Annotated in this window: 11 protein-coding genes; 7 read left to right on the forward strand and 4 right to left on the reverse strand. The window is 51.1% G+C overall.

What is annotated here, in order from left to right; all coding sequences use genetic code 11:
- Positions 1-19: 19 nt before the first annotated feature.
- Positions 20-550 (forward strand): heme utilization protein HutZ, encoded by a 531-nt coding sequence (hutZ, locus tag VFA_RS14965; RefSeq protein ID WP_004727693.1) that lies wholly within the window; start codon positions 20-22, stop codon positions 548-550.
- A 334-nt stretch (positions 551-884) separates the two neighbouring features.
- Positions 885-3,008: a methyl-accepting chemotaxis protein gene (locus tag VFA_RS14970; protein WP_038152315.1), complete on the forward strand. Its 2,124-nt coding sequence runs from the start codon at positions 885-887 to the stop codon at positions 3,006-3,008.
- A 65-nt stretch (positions 3,009-3,073) separates the two neighbouring features.
- On the opposite strand, the gene yjeH is transcribed toward VFA_RS14970, so the two are convergent.
- Positions 3,074-4,333 carry an L-methionine/branched-chain amino acid transporter gene (gene yjeH, locus VFA_RS14975; protein ID WP_038151884.1) on the reverse strand — a complete coding sequence of 420 codons (1,260 nt, stop codon included), beginning with the start codon at positions 4,331-4,333 and terminating at the stop codon, positions 3,074-3,076.
- Positions 4,334-4,640: 307 nt separating this feature from the next.
- Here yjeH and VFA_RS14980 point away from each other — a divergent pair, with 307 nt between their 5' ends.
- The 3 genes from VFA_RS14980 (at position 4,641) to VFA_RS14990 (ending at position 6,792) form a co-directional block, all read left to right on the forward strand.
- Positions 4,641-5,090 (forward strand): Lrp/AsnC family transcriptional regulator, encoded by a 450-nt coding sequence (locus tag VFA_RS14980; RefSeq protein WP_004727696.1) that lies wholly within the window; start codon positions 4,641-4,643, stop codon positions 5,088-5,090.
- An 88-nt stretch (positions 5,091-5,178) separates the two neighbouring features.
- Positions 5,179-6,105 carry a LysR family transcriptional regulator gene (locus VFA_RS14985; protein WP_004727697.1) on the forward strand — a complete coding sequence of 309 codons (927 nt, stop codon included), beginning with the start codon at positions 5,179-5,181 and terminating at the stop codon, positions 6,103-6,105.
- Between the two features lie 72 nt (positions 6,106-6,177).
- Positions 6,178-6,792: a LysE family translocator gene (locus tag VFA_RS14990; protein ID WP_004727698.1), complete on the forward strand. Its 615-nt coding sequence runs from the start codon at positions 6,178-6,180 to the stop codon at positions 6,790-6,792.
- 134 nt (positions 6,793-6,926) lie between these two features.
- Here the strand turns inward: VFA_RS14990 and VFA_RS14995 are convergent, their stop codons facing one another.
- Positions 6,927-7,151, reverse strand: coding sequence for a hypothetical protein (locus tag VFA_RS14995; RefSeq protein WP_004727700.1), 225 nt, complete (start codon positions 7,149-7,151; stop codon positions 6,927-6,929).
- A gap of 282 nt (positions 7,152-7,433) precedes the next feature.
- Between VFA_RS14995 and hcp the strand changes: the two genes are divergently transcribed.
- Positions 7,434-9,095, forward strand: coding sequence for a hydroxylamine reductase (gene hcp / locus VFA_RS15000; protein WP_004727701.1), 1,662 nt, complete (start codon positions 7,434-7,436; stop codon positions 9,093-9,095).
- Positions 9,096-9,143: 48 nt separating this feature from the next.
- Positions 9,144-10,187, forward strand: a complete 1,044-nt coding sequence (locus VFA_RS15005; RefSeq protein WP_004727702.1) for an FAD-binding oxidoreductase — start codon at positions 9,144-9,146, stop codon at positions 10,185-10,187.
- Between the two features lie 80 nt (positions 10,188-10,267).
- On the opposite strand, the gene VFA_RS15010 is transcribed toward VFA_RS15005, so the two are convergent.
- Together VFA_RS15010 and VFA_RS15015 are read right to left on the reverse strand one after the other, a co-directional pair.
- Positions 10,268-11,764, reverse strand: coding sequence for an EAL domain-containing protein (locus VFA_RS15010; RefSeq protein ID WP_004727703.1), 1,497 nt, complete (start codon positions 11,762-11,764; stop codon positions 10,268-10,270).
- Positions 11,765-12,193: 429 nt separating this feature from the next.
- Positions 12,194-15,373 (reverse strand): DUF748 domain-containing protein, encoded by a 3,180-nt coding sequence (locus tag VFA_RS15015; protein WP_004727704.1) that lies wholly within the window; start codon positions 15,371-15,373, stop codon positions 12,194-12,196.
- Positions 15,374-15,442 lie beyond the last annotated feature (69 nt).

Consider the following 15,442-nt stretch of genomic DNA (forward strand, 5'->3'; position numbering starts at 1 on the left):
CGGTTTGAGGAGAAAGTAAATGGATCAGCAAGTAAAGCAGGAGCGCCTGCAAGGACGTCTGGAGCCGGAAATCCAAGCGTTTCGTCAGGAACGTGCCACGCTGCAACTGGCCACTGTCGATGCAGACGGTCGCCCGAATGTCAGTTACGCCCCGTTCGTGCAAAACCAGGAAGGGTACTTCATTCTGATTTCCCACATTGCCCGTCATGCCCGTAACCTGGATATCAACCCTCAGGTGTCGATCATGATGATCGAAGACGAAAGCGATGCAAAGCAACTTTTTGCGCGTAAACGTCTGACGTTTGATGCGGTCGCCAAAAGTGTTCCTCGTGATGCGGCGTTGTGGCAACAGGTGATTAGTCAAATGAAAGATCGCTTCGGTGAGATCATTGATGGCCTGAGCCAACTCGAAGATTTCACCCTGTACTGCCTAAAACCAGAAAAAGGCCTGTTCGTGAAAGGCTTTGGTCAAGCGTATCAAGTATCTGGGGATGATCTGGTGGACTTTGTTCATCTGCAAGAAGGGCATCGCAAGATCTCAAACGGCTGAGACCGCGGTTGCGCGTCACCGCATCAAAGTAAATCTAAGGGCTGCACATCGCAGCCCTTTTTCATGCCGGATTTGCCCGTGGATGTGGGTAAGAAACCGGCGGTATCACCAATATAGTGCATTTTGGTACATCATTGTGCATAAGATGCATTGGTTTGGTGCAAATTAAAATGAAACAATTCAATAACATAAGAGAGTTGTCCTAGTGACGACTTCAGGATTAGTGAAGTCGTTTTTCGCAGGCGTGAAATTCAGCACAGCGTATTGTTTCTCAATTTTTGGAACGTGCTTTGCATAGTTTGAATGAATAATAATACACATGGATGGTGGATTTATGCAGTTAACGTCGGCGGAGCGAGGATGGCTTCCATGGCTGGGTCAGACCGGAAAATTGGCGATGCGCAAAGCGTGTTTTATGAACCGGAAACGCGTGGGATCGCTACAGCAAACCTTTGAAAATATTGCCAACACACGGGTTCAGATTCTCACCACTTGGGCGGAGAATGAATGGTCATTTCTACACGATGCCGCGCTTTATGTCGCGACCAAATCCCCTCAAGAATATCGAGATACACTCAATCGGTTGCTCAAACGCAGCAGCGACTTGTCTGAGTTGTTTATTGTCTCGCCCGAAGGAAAAATTGTGGACTCCACCTATCCGCCTCAGCAGGGAAAGTCGGTCGTGTCGATGTCCGCGTTACGCACCGGATTGACGCAACCTTTTTTGCACGGGCCTTATCGTGACGATGTCACGTTAGCCATCGGGCCGTCGAGTTCGCTGTTCCATGATGAAGTGACGCTGATGTTCTACCAACCCCTGATCAACGATGGCGTGCAGATTGGCTGTTTGTGTGGCCGCGTACCCAATGATGTGATTGGGGACTTGATCCAACGGGAAGCGGGGCACATCTACAGCGAATCGGGTGATAACTACCTGTTTATGGTGCAATCGCAGTTTGACCCGTCGATTCAGCAGGGCGTAGCGCTGTCGCGTTCGCGCTTTGAAGACAACCGTTTCTCTCATGGGGAAAACCTCAAGGAAGGCGTGAACACGCGTTGGGGCGTGGTGAAAGTGCAGCGTCACACTGAATTTGAAATTGTGTTTAACGATCCGGCCACCAACCAATTGCATCCTGGCGTGCGCGAAACGATCAAAAATGGCAGCAACTTGTTTGTCGAATATCCGGGGTATTCGGACTATCGCCACATTCCCGTGATTGGTAAAGGGGTGACGTTTACCATGCCGGGGTCGGTGGATCGCTGGGGCATGATGTGTGAATCGGATCTGGAAGAGGTCTATCGCCATCGTTCGTTGGCACAAACACTCGACCAACAGTTCACGCTGAGTATCTTCGCGCCATTGTTGCTGCCCTTTCTAGTCAGTTACGTGTATCCGCTACAAGAGTGGCAGTTGCTGCTCTTGTCGCTGCTGATGGGCGCGCTGGCGGTCGGGCTGTTCCATGGTTTTACCTCGCGGCCGATGGCCAAGCACCTTGAAAGTATGACGCAAGTGATGCAGGTTCTGGCGGAAGGGGATGGCAACTTGACTCGGCGATTGGATGCCAGTCGGTTCAAAGCCGATGAAACAGGCGATTTGGGGCGCTGGACCAACAGTTTTATCGACAGCCTTGAAGGCATCATCAAAGAGTTGGTGTTTGCCAGCCGCGAAGTGCAAAGCGTATCAGAGTCGATGTTTCGTCGCAGTCAATTGTTGCTGTCGACCAGTGACACCACCGCGACCTCGATCACCGACATGCTGTCTCTGGCTGGGATTCAAAGCCAGGAGATCAACAATGCCAACGACACGGCCAATGAAATGAATGTGTTGATGCAGGAAACGGTCGAAGCGGCGCAGTTGGATTATCAAAAGGCCGCGGAAAGCGCACACGACATCAAAACCATTGTGCAGTCGTCGGCGCAAACGGTGAACGAAGTGAACAGCGAAATGCAGAAAATCGGCGGCATTGTCGCGTTGATTACTGAAATTACCGCCCAAACCAACCTGTTGGCGCTCAATGCGGCCATCGAAGCGGCGCGCGCGGGGGAGCACGGTCGCGGGTTTTCGGTGGTGGCCGATGAAGTCCGCGTGTTGGCGAATAAAACCTCACAGGCGGCCAACAACATTGGCGACTTGATGAAAGCGCTGCACAGCCAATCGGAGTTGGCGGTGCGTTACATGCAAGAAGGCATCACCAACGTCGAAAATAGCACCCAAATCGTCGATGATTCCGCGCGGAGTGAGCAACTGCGTTCATCCGTCACGGGGTTGTTTACCTTGATTCAAGGCATTGCGCGCAACAGTGAAGAGCATCGCCAAACCGCCGATTCGGCGCAGCATACCGTGGTGAAATTGCAGGAAGCCTCATCCCAGTTGGCGCGGCGTACCACGTTGATGCAAAACTCATTGCAGCGACTCGACCAACTGGTTGGGCGATTTGAAGTGAGCAAGGCGTCGTAACAGACGCTTCTGGCGCGATCAAAAAAGGCGGGGAGACCCGCCTTTTTACGTTGAATGAGGTTGGCTTATTTCGAGGTTGGGTGCGGCGTGCGCGCCGATTTTTTCCAAGGCACGGCGAGCAGCGCGAAGATGCCGAGCGCATAAAACATTGACCAACCCAAACAGATAAATACACCGGTACACAGCAGCAGCGCGATGGCGGCCAGTACTTTGGCAAAACCGTGCAGCAGTTTGTAGGCGGCGAACATCGCCAACAGGTAAACCAACACAAAAATGCTGTTGGCCAGTTTCAGGAAGAATTCCAGATTCAATCCAGACCACTGGGCGACGACACAAGAGACCAACAAAATGAGGCCGACGATCCACGTGGCGTGCGCGGGCACGCCGCGGCGTGACAATTTCGCCACAGCACTGTTTGGACGGTATTCACGCGCTTGCGTCCACACCATGCGCGACAGGCTTTGCGTGTAGAGGTTCACACTCGCAAAGCAGGCGAAAAAACCCACTAGGCTGATCAAAATGGCAGCGTTGGCGCCGAACAGTTGATCGCTCAGCCATGGAATCGATGCGCTATCAAATTGGGGGCTGCCGTAGGCGCCAAATTTCAGGATTACCACCGAGCAGACCCAATAGGTTGCACCGGCGACAAAACAGCCCACCAGAATCGCAATCGGAAAATCGCGTTGCGGATTCTTAAACTCTTCCCCCATGTGCGCGAAAGCTTCAATGCCGACAAAACACCAGAACATGACCCCCAGCGCGGCGCCGATAGGCCACATCGATGCTTGGGTTAACGGTGGCATCTTCAGATCGTCACTGCTGACATCACCGACCACAAAGAAAGAAGCGATCAGCACAAAGATGCTCAACGCGATGACCGTTTGCAGACGGCCGGAGGATTTGGTACCCGCCAAATTGACACCAATCAGCAGCGCGATGGTCAGCGCTTGTGCCAATAAAGGGTGGTCAATCGGAGCGGGTAACAGTTGCTGTAAAAACCCGGCAGCCAAAGCAATTGCTGCGGGAACGCCTACAGGAATGACGCTAACAAAAAGCCAAGCGACCGCGCGCTCTAAGCGGGCGTTAAACGCTTGTCGGACGAAATAGGCCGTGCCACCGGCGTTTGGGTAACGTTTACCCAAGGCGGCAAAGGTCAGGGCGATCGGGCAGATGGCGACAAACAAAATCAACCACGCCCACAACGAGAACTCACCCGCAATCCCTGCCGCAATGGCAGGAATCATGAATAAGCCCGTACCCATTAATGTTGTTGAAAGCTGCCCGATACCGGACAAAAGAGTGATGTCTTGTCTGAGTTGCTGCACGTTCTCGTTCCCTGATCTTTATTATGATTCCCTGTCCATTTGGCATTGCACCAACATAGGGCTTATGGGGAAAAGGATACGCTTAAGTTGTTGTTTATGCATCTGCCAAAGTGGCTGGCTTTCACGTCAAATTGACGCATTTTCTTGGCTTTACCGTCATTTTGACGGTTAAAGTATGCGGAAAGTGTGAGAACAAGTAGTCTCACTGGGAAATTTATGTCAAATTAGCGAGGAATCAACAGGATAAGTTGGTGGTTTTTCACCGTGACTGTGCGACGAAAAACCTATTTGTGTGGAAATTATAAAAATGGATAAATTTGACAACCAGATCATCAACTTACTTCGGCGTGATGCGCGAATGTCCGTGAGTGACATCGCACGTGAAGTGAGTCTTTCCCGTTCCGCCATTACGGCCCGAATCAAGAAACTCGAACAGGATAAAGTCATTTTGGGCTACCACGCTCAAGTTGCGCAGCCCGAAACAAATAACAATGTGTGCGCTTACTTCGCGCTGAAGTTTGATACCTCGGCCAGTTTGCATTCGTGTGAGCGGTACGCCGAAAAATTGTATCAACTGCCGGGGATCAAATGGTGCCATGCCATCAGCGGGGAAACCGATTTGATGCTGTATGTGGAAGTGGAGAGCATGGCAGAGCTCAATGCGATTCGCGATGAATTGCAGCTCAACCCGCAACTGCGGAATTTGATGACGCACGCGGTACTCAAAGAGTTTTTCAATACCAAAAAGCAGGTGTGAATGAACGCACAACCGACTGTGGAACAAGGTGAGCAGGCGATGGCGCAACGATGTCTTACCAACCAACCAACCGACAAGTGAGTGACGTATGAATCACATCAACCTTAATCTGCTGCGCTCGCTCAAAGTTCTGCTGGATGAGTGTCATGTCAGCCAAGCCGCCCATAAACTCAACATCACGCAGTCTGCGGTGAGTCGTCAGCTCAGTCAGTTGCGCGAGCTGTTTGCCGATCCGCTGTTGGTGCGTGATGGCAATCAGTTGATCCCGACACCGAAAGCGTTACAGCTTCAAGCCAAACTCGAGCATTGGTTTCTCGAACTCGATGAGTTGATGGTGGAGGCTGAATTTGAGCCTGCGCAATGGAAAGGGGAGTTTGTGTTGGCGTCGAGTGACTACGTGGCGCAATTTATCTTGCCAGAGATTGTTGAAGCGATGGCAGTGCAATCGCCGCAGGTGTCGGTCAAATACTCTCTTTGGCAGCCCGATTTGCTGCCGCAGATGGCAGAATCCGACATTCAACTGGCCTCTACCATGTCGCCAGAGCCACCAGTCGGCGTGTCGTCGTTGCTGATTGGCGCCGATTATCCGGTGGTGGCGATGCACAATCAGCATCCGTTGGCCGCGCAAGCCACGCTCACGGTCGACGATTTGCTCGATTACGCGCACATCAAAGTGATTGGCGGCGGCGATAAAGACACCTACATTGATGAAGCGTTGGCCAAATTAGGCGAGCGACGCCGAGTCGCCTTGAAAGTCCCGTTTTTCTCCGCGGCGTTTCGCTCCTTGTGTCTTAGTCAGCATTTGATGGTGGTGCCGGAGCACATTGCCAACAACCTTCAACACCATTATGACGTGGTGTACAAACGCTTGCCCGTGACGACGCCACTGCACAAGTATTGGTTGTTGTGGCATGCCAAATACGACAATCAAGCTTCCCATCAGTGGGCGCGAACGTTAGTCCATGCCATCATGACCGAAACATCTTATTCGATTGGGTATGATTACAAATCATAGCTTTCATGAGAATTGTTGATTTCAATTAATACGCAAGGCTTGTTAATGTCGTGACTTCACTAAGGAGTTTCTATGACATTCACGGTTTGGCTTTCCCTTCTTACTATCTCGATTTTAGGTGCGATGTCACCGGGCCCAAGCTTGGCAACTGTTGCCAAACATACGCTGGCGGGCGGCCGAAAAAATGGCCTCGCAGCGGCGTGGGCGCATGCGTGCGGGATTGGTTTCTATGCGTTTATCACCTTAATTGGTTTGGCGGTGGTGTTGCATCAATCGCCATTGGTGTTTAAGACCGTGAGTTACGCGGGCGCATTTTATCTGGCGTATTTGGGATTAAACGCCCTGCGTTCGAAAGGCGGCGTGGCAGCGAAATTGGAATCGGGCGAGCGGGTGACGGTGTGGCAATCGGCGCAAGAAGGCCTGATGATTTCACTGCTTAGCCCAAAAATCGCATTGTTCTTCATCGCGCTGTTCAGTCAGTACGTCGCTGTTGGCAGCGGAGTGGGCAGTAAAGCGGCGATCGTGATGACGCCGTGGATCGTTGATGGCCTTTGGTACACCTTGATTACGTTCGTGCTGTCGAGCCCCAAACTGCTGAACAAGTTGCGCGCGAAAGCGGTGGTGATCGACCGCATCTCCGGCGTGGTTTTGATTGCACTGGCTGTGCGTGTGGTGATGACGGTGTAATTGCCTTGGGGTTGGGCTGCCTTGTCTCGGCACGACCCCCGTTTTTCCCAAAGAAAAAATTGTTCCAAAAAATAAGTAATCCCAAAGAAAAAGCCGCTGAGCATGTGATGCCAGCGGCTTTGTTGTGTCTGTGATTACGATGATCGGTGATGGCCGCCGGATACGTCTTCAAACTCGCCATCAATGACATGGCCTGGGTTACCCTGCGCCTGATAAAACGGGCGACGTTTCAGTTGCTTTTCCAGACGTTTTCCTGTGATGACGGCGGCGATAGCCAAGGGAATCGCCAGTAACAGGCTAAACATCAAAGCGAAGAATCCGGTGATCAGAGCCAGTGTGGTGACTAGAAATCGATACATGTTCTGCTCCTCTGTGTCATGAGTGGTTACTCTAACCGGGTCAAGATGAATCAAACATGAACAAGATCATCAAGATATTCAGAATAGGGTTCGAGTCATAATGACTTGTTTGAGTGTTTTTGCCTGATTTTTACGTGGTCGAAATGACCTTGTAAAATGTAATGAATATGATAAATGTCATATAAATCATATAGATAAAAATTGGCACGCAATATGCCATAAGAGCTGCGGAAAGCATAAATAAGCGAGATAAACTCGCCCTCATCACTCTGGAGCTTCAATATGTTCTGTATTCAATGCGAGCAAACCCTATCTACCCCTGCTGTGAAAGGTTGTGCCTATGCCCAAGGCATGTGTGGCAAAACAGCAGAAGTCTCAGACCTGCAAGACGTGCTGGTGTATTCATTACAGGGTGTCTCATTTTGGGCCAATCTGGGCCGCGCATGCGGTGTGACGATCGACGCGATCGACCAGTGGGCGCCGAAAGCCTTCTTCGCGACGTTGACCAACGTCAACTTCGACCCTGACCGCATTATTGAATTTGCTCAGTTATCTCATCAATACAAACGTCAATTGGAACAACAGGTCCGTGCAGCGGCGACGCTGACCGGCTTTGAGATTCCAACATTGTCAGCGGCGGCTGAGTTTGAGCTGCCACAGGACAAAGCGGCGCTGCTGGCATTTGCACCGACGGCAGCGGTGAACCGTGGCAAAGAGAGCCTGCACGAAGACATCATTGGCCTGCGTTTGCTGTGTTTATATGGCCTCAAAGGCGCTGCGGCTTATATGGAACATGCGCGCGTGCTGAGCCAAACCGACGATGCAGTGTACGCGGAATATCACCAGATCATGGCGTGGTTGGGTACGGATCCAACCGACATCGACGCGCTGCTGAAAACTGCGATGCAGATCGGCATGATGAACTACCGCATCATGGAAATGTTGGATAAGGGCGAAACTGAAACCTTTGGTCACCCAGCGCCCAACCAAGTGAACGTGAAACCGGTCAAAGGCAAATGTATTTTGGTGTCTGGCCACGATTTGCACGATCTAGAAAAAATCCTGCAACAAACCGCTGGTAAAGGCATCAATGTTTACACCAATGGTGAAATGCTGCCTGCTCACGGTTATCCAGAATTGAACAAATACCCGCACTTGGTGGGGAACTACGGCAGCGCATGGCAGAACCAACAAAAAGAGTTTGCTAACTTCCCGGGTGCGATTGTGATGACGTCAAACTGCCTGCTGAACCCGAATGTCGGTCAGTACGCGGATCGCCTGTTTACCCGCAGCATCGTGGGCTGGCCGGGCGTGGCGCATGTGGAAGGGGACGACTTCAGCGCCGTGATCGCGTGTGCGCTGGCGCAACCGGGTTTCCAATATGACGAAATTGAGCACTACATTACCGTTGGTTTTGGTCGCAACGCATTGATGGCGGCAGCACCTGCGGTGGTTGATCAAGTGAAACAGGGCAACATCAAACACTTCTTCCTAGTCGGCGGGTGTGACGGCGACAAAGCAGAGCGCAGCTACTACACCGACTTTACCGCACAAGCCCCACAAGACAGCGTGATTCTCACGCTGGCATGCGGCAAGTTCCGTTTCAACAAAAATGAATTTGGCGACATCAACGGCATTCCACGTTTGCTCGATGTCGGTCAATGCAACGATGCGTATTCGGCCATTCAGTTGGCATTGGCGCTGGCAAACGAATTTGACTGCGGCGTGAATGACTTGCCGCTGACGTTGGTGCTGTCTTGGTTTGAACAAAAAGCGATTGTGATTTTGCTGACCTTGTTGGCACTGGGCGTGAAAGGCATTTATACCGGCCCAACGGCGCCAGCGTTCCTGACGCCGAACCTGATGGCGGTGCTACAAGCGCAGTTTGATATGCGCAGCATCACCACAGTCGAAAACGATCTGGCGACCATTCTCGCCGCGTAATCACAATCAGGCCCTGCGTGCAGGGCCTGACAACAAGAGGAGAGCATTATGTCTGCTTGGGCAGAACAGGAGATTCTCGAATTGGTGTGTGCGCGTAAATGGATAGAAACGCCAGACTGTGTCAGCTTTGAGCTGGCCTCACCCGATACGGTGGCATTTGATTTCAAGCCGGGTCAATTTGCCAGTTTGGGGTTTGAGATTGCCGGTCAAACGGTGTTTCGCGCCTATTCCATCAGCTCGATGCCAATGCAGTCGGTATTGCAATTTACCGTCAAACGCGTGGCGGGCGGTCAAGTGTCGACCCATGTGGTGGAATCCCTCAAAGCGGGGGATGTGATTCGCGTGATGAAGCCGCAGGGGCAATTCAACACGGTCGATTGCCCACCGCGCGAGAAGGTGGTGTTGATCAGCGCTGGGTGTGGCATTACGCCCGTGATGTCGATGGCGCGAACGTGGCTTGCGCAGGGCAACGTGGCGATTGATTTTCTGCATGTGGCGCGCAGCCTCTCGGAAACGATTTATGCGCGCGAATTGCAACAACTGGCCGCGGCTTATCCGCAGTTTCATCTCAAATTATTGCTCAAAGATGCCAGCGGCACCGAACATCCGCAGGGGCGTTTGGATCAAGTGGGGCTGCAACATTTGATTCCCGACCTGCATCAGCGCACGGTTTATTTGTGCGGGCCAGTGGGCTTTATGCAGGATGTCGAGCGTTACTTACAGGCGCTTGAGTTTGACATGCAGCATTTCTACCAAGAGAGCTTTACGCCAGTTTACCACGAGAGCTTGACTTCAGCGGTGACCGAGCCGGTGCCGAGGGGCAATTCGTCGGTGCGTGTACGCGTGGCAGCGTTTGACGCGACAATCGACGCGCCCAGTGAAAGCTTATTGCTCGAGGCTTTGGAAACGGGTCAACTGCCGATTATCGCCGCGTGTCGTAGTGGCATCTGCGGATCGTGCAAATGCCGCGTGACGTCGGGAACGGTTCGTACCCACAGTCAGGACACCTTAACGGCCGACGAGATTGCGCAGGGATACGTGTTGGCCTGCTCCACAGTGATCGAATCGGACGTCGATGTTGCGCTCAACTAATCAATGTTGTGTCAACTCAAGTCACGCCTACTCAAGTCGCGTCAACTCAATGCGGCGCAGTGACGCCATCAATCGCTGAACTATTGGAGGGCCAGTGACAGCTGGCCTTCATCGCACTGCGTGTGTTGATTCAAAAAGGTGATAAACGCGCACACCGGCAGCGGTTTTGCGTAAAAATAGCCTTGAATGTAGTCTACGCCCAGCTCGCGCAAAATATCGAGCTGTTCCTGTGTTTCCACCCCTTCCACAATCACCTGCATATTCAAGCTTTGCGCGAGTTGCAGCATCGACACCAACAAGTTGTTGAGATGCAGCTCGTGGCCTAAATTCTTCACAAACACGCGGTCGATTTTTAATGTGTCGAAATGGAACTGACGCACGAAATTAAGCCCGGAATACCCCGTGCCAAAATCATCCACCAACAAGCGAATGCCAGACTGAGTCAAACGCTGAAAATTACGTTCAACGATTTTGAGTTCCTGTTCGCTGAAATCGCCATTTTCTGTAATTTCAAACGCGATGTATTCCGCAAAGCTTGGGTTTGCATTCACGCGCTCTACCATGCGATAGGTGAACGCTTCATTGCACATTAAGCTGCGATCAATGTTGACGCCAATGTACTTGCCTTGCATCAGTTCGGCGTTGTTGTCGACCAGTGCCAACGCGCGGTCGATGACAAAATCTGTCAGTTGTTCAATAAAACCCAACCGCTCGGCAAGAGGGATGAATATGGTAGGCGGAATTTGCCCCTGCGTCGGGTGGTTCCAGCGCAGCAAGGCTTCACAGCCAATCACGTGTTGAGTGGAGGCTTTGACGATCGGCTGAAAATAGACATCAAATTGGCGTTCACGCAGTGCATGCAAAATAGAACTTTCTAGGCTTTGTTTTTGCAGTACTTTTTTGCGCTTGTACAGATATGCAGACAACATCACAAAGTAGATACACAGTAATATCCACGCTTCACTGATAATAAAATGCAGGTAGGTTTTCGGCGTAATATAAAATTCAAGGACCAAAGGAAATACCGAAGATTTAAACTGCAGTGTATTTATTATCTCTTTGATTTCTTTATTTAAAATTTTGTTTTCATAAACTTTAATTTCAAATGGCAGCAGATCTTCATCAATCACATCACTCACAATACGTGTGAGATACCGAGGCGGTATCAACATACTGATACCTTTTAAATCGCTGTTAGCGAAAATATAGATCAGCGAATACGTTTTGGTGATCGCGGTTTTGGTGTACGCCAGTGTTTCGTGTGAAGGGGAGTGCAGGACTCGCTCAAAAATAGACGGATAGATGTTGACGGCGGAATAGCCTTGCGTGCTGGTGCAGTAAATCATCGGTGAATGGTTAAAAATACCGATCTCTTTGGCGTAGTCCGATTGGAACACGCTTTGTCGCAGATGACCTGCGACCTCTGAACACGGTCGTTCATGTTGCACCAGCGTGATTAACGGTTCTGTTTGCTGACGCGTGTGTTGCAGTGCCTGTTCAATAAATTGGATGGATTCTTTACCTAATCGGTCAAATCGTTGATGGCTGTATAAGGCGCAAAATAAAGCGTAAGCCAATAAAGCAATCCCGAGCAAAATAACCTGATGTATTAAAGATTGGCGGTCCAATCGTTTTAGGAAACAACTCAGTTTTGTTCGAATTAATTGCATACAGTATCGAATTCCAACTCAGCCTCGTTGCCATGGCGAGTATGTTTGTGTGACGGATGGTTTGACCAGTAACTATTTGCCATATTAGGTATTTTTAATCCGTTAAACGAACGAACATCATCGTCGATAGCCATGAAATAGTCAATGTTTCTACTTATTTCTGTTGATGAGTATGCGAGGTAATTAATCAGGATATACTGATATATAATTTATATTATTCTGACATTTTAATAATTATAACATTCAGGTTTTAATTCATTTATTAAATAATATAAACAAAAACTAATAATAAAAACGCCCCGAATGTTCGGGGCGTTTTGTCAGGTTTTACCGGGGTTATTGAGCATCGACCGTGAGGTCTACACCGCTGCTTTCTGTTTTGAGCTGCGTTTTGCTGTCAAGCAGGAACACACGCTCAGGCGCGATGTGTGCTTCATCTACCAGATAGGTTTTCACCGCTTTGGCACGCGCTTCAGCAAGGTTGCCCAACTGCTCTGGTGTGATGGTGGTCGCATTGACCAGTTGGTTGTAGAGGCCCAGCAGCAAGGTGGTTTGGATTTGTTCATCCGTGACCTCTTTGCCTTCTGCGCGTTCGATCAACTGTTGCTCCACTTTGTTTCGCTCTTGGCGAATGCTGAGATCCAGTTGTTTTTTCGCCAAGGTTTCTACGGCGTCTGCCAACGGCTCAGAATCGGCAATGCGGCTCGCACTGAAGTTGTCAGGAATGGCTTCAAGGCCACTCTCTTCCAGCATCGCTTGCTGCACTTGTTTCTCTGCCAACGCTGTACTGTCGTCGTTTGCAGACACTGACGCCGCAATGCTCAGTTTCAGTTGCGGGCGTGAATCCAGCGCTTGCGCCAGTTTCAGCAAGCGTTCTTGCTCTTCTTTGGACAGTTCATTGTCACCAAATGCAAACGCAATGTGGTTGAGTTCTTCGTCCGAGCCCACCAAGTTCGCCAGCAGTGAGAACGGCGCAGTCACCGCTTTGACGATGATGTTGCTTAGTGCTTTTAGAATCACGCTGCCGAAGCTGAAGCTTGGGTCTTCGACATCGCCAGACACTTGTACGCCCAAGTCAATCACGCCGTCTTTGTCTTGCAAAATGGCGATTGCAAGGGTCAGCGGCAGGCTGGTGGCCAGATCGGATTCACTAGGTTTACCCAGTTTGAGCTGGTCGATCACCAAATGGTTGTTGCCTTCCAGTTGGTTGTTGTCCAGCTTGTAGTTCAATGCGAGAGATAACTGACCTTTGTCGATGTAGTAGCCCGCATACGTGCCGGAATATGGGTTCACGGAGGTCAGCTCTACGCTCTTGAAGACCAAATCCAAGTCCAGATACGGTTTTTCAATCAGTGGGTTAATTTCACCTTTCAGCGTCACAGGCGCGTATTTGTCGATTTTACCTTTGATGTCCACTTGCGCTTTGGTGCCCGGTGTGGACGACAAGTGACGGACTGAGCCTTGCAGCGATTCAATGCCAGATGCGAAGTTCGGCGTCAGCGAGTTATCCGCAAAGAAGGCCGACCCGTTGACTAGTTTGACGGCGGCAATATCAATCGCCAGCGGTTTCTGGTCGGCTGGGCTGGTTTTCGTCTTCACCGCCACCGATTTGGCTTGTGGGGCCGACTTCGCTGCGGGCGCTTTGTTTTCTACCACAAGGTTGCCAATGTTGGTGCGCTTATCTTTGGCAATCATCACTTTCGCATAAGGCGCATTGAATGTGATGGTGTTGATTTTGAGCGTATTTTTCTTGGCATCGAAGTTGAGTGCATCGATGTTCATCGCCTGCCATTTGACCAGCGGTTGGTTTTGTACCGTGTCGCGGATCAGCAGGGTGTTGATCGCCGCTGCGCCTTGGTAGCTCGCTTGACCGTTGGCGTCACCAGCATACTTGCCTTGGGTCGAGAACTTGCCTTTGGCTAGCGTGAGGTTCACATACGGCTTGAGGTAAGGCTGCAATTGTGTGAGGTCGAGATCGGCGATCGCCAGTTGACCCTGGGCGCTGAGCGCTTTGGCATCGACGCTGCCTGAGGTTTTGATTTCGCCGCGCGGAGTCTCTGGTTGCGCGCGCGTGCTCGAACTGACGGCCAGTGACACATCGTAATCAATGGGCGTGTTGAGATCGCTGACCACCGGACCAGTTTTGATCGACAGCGGGAACACGCGCCAGAAGACGCCGCTACTTTGAACGCTTTCTTTCACGTTGATGTCGGTGTCGGTCATCGCAAATTGGTTGAGGCGCACCAACCAACTTGGCGCGGTGCCATCAGTGCTATTCGCGTTGTCATCAGTACCATTCGCGGTGCCGTTTGCAGAGTCATCGGTGCGAGCCGTGGTCTCCGTGTCAGACTTAGGTTGCGTTGCTGCGTCAGAAGTTTTAGTGCTTGCCGCTTGTTTCGGTTGAAACAGCGTTTGTAGATCCAACCCTTGGCGATCCATTGCAGCATCGACCCACAGTCCGTTGATCTGCACATCGGCAATGTCTACGGTTTGGGTTTCGCTGCTCACCCCAATGCCATGCACGGCCAATGACGGCAGTTTCACCTTCGGTGTTTGCCCATCGCTGATGGTGAGATGATCAAGGTTAAATTGACCGTTGCTCACTTGATAACGCAGCGCGTCGGTTTCGCGATCCAGCTGATAATGAGCGGCGAAGCCAATCGCCCCGTCGGTCACGGACGCTTGCATTTGATCGGCGGTAAATGGCCAGAAGGGCGGTAGTGTTAAACCTTGCAATGCCACGTCACCTTCAACTTTCAATGGTGCCAATTGGAACTGGCCTTTGAGGGTGAACTGGCTGTTATCCACGCCTCGAATCATGAAGTTGTAATGGTTGGCCGCTGAGGCGAGTTGCAGATTCTTATCTTGTGCATTTTGCGGCAATGCGAGGCTGTATGCTTGGCTGTCAAATTGTGACAGGTTCAGATTCAGGCCGTCGTAATTGAGTGCTGCACCCGTCACATCGTCTTTGAAATGAAATTGGCCTTGTGCAATTTCAATGCTGCCGATGCGAAACGCAGGAATGCCAGCATCGTGAGTGTCGGCTTCGTCTTTCGGTGGGTTTTGCGCCGCGTTGGCCTCGACGGTATCAAGGATATCGCTGAAGTTGAATCGCGCGTGTTCTCCTGCGCTCAAACGTTGCAGTGCGATTTTCGGCCCGGTCAAGGTGACGTGATCAACGGTTGGCGTGAATGTGAACAAGCTTTTCCAGAAGCTAAATTCGAGCTCCAGACGATCAAATTGCGTGAAAGCGCTCTGCTCATCTGCTTCTTGAATGGCAAACCCATCGATGCGAGCGCGCAATAAGAATGGGTTGATGCTGACCTGCTGCAACACCACGCTACGACCGGTTTGTTGCGTGATGATTTCAGGCGCTTTCGCTTTGAGCACGGCAGGGGTGATTAAACCTAAGGTGACGGCGTAAACGGCATACGCAGACACCGCATAGGTGCCGTAGCGTATCGGTTTGGGCGCTTGTTTAAAGCGCTGAGCAAAATGTGACAAGGCGTTTGACATAACAGGGGAGATCCCTTTGTTAACTTCAGTATTTGTCCGTCGCGCGGGCCTCATACCTACAGGCAATAC

Source organism: Vibrio furnissii CIP 102972, from assembly GCF_000176175.1.
In the GTDB taxonomy this organism is placed as follows: Bacteria; Pseudomonadota; Gammaproteobacteria; order Enterobacterales; family Vibrionaceae; genus Vibrio; species Vibrio furnissii.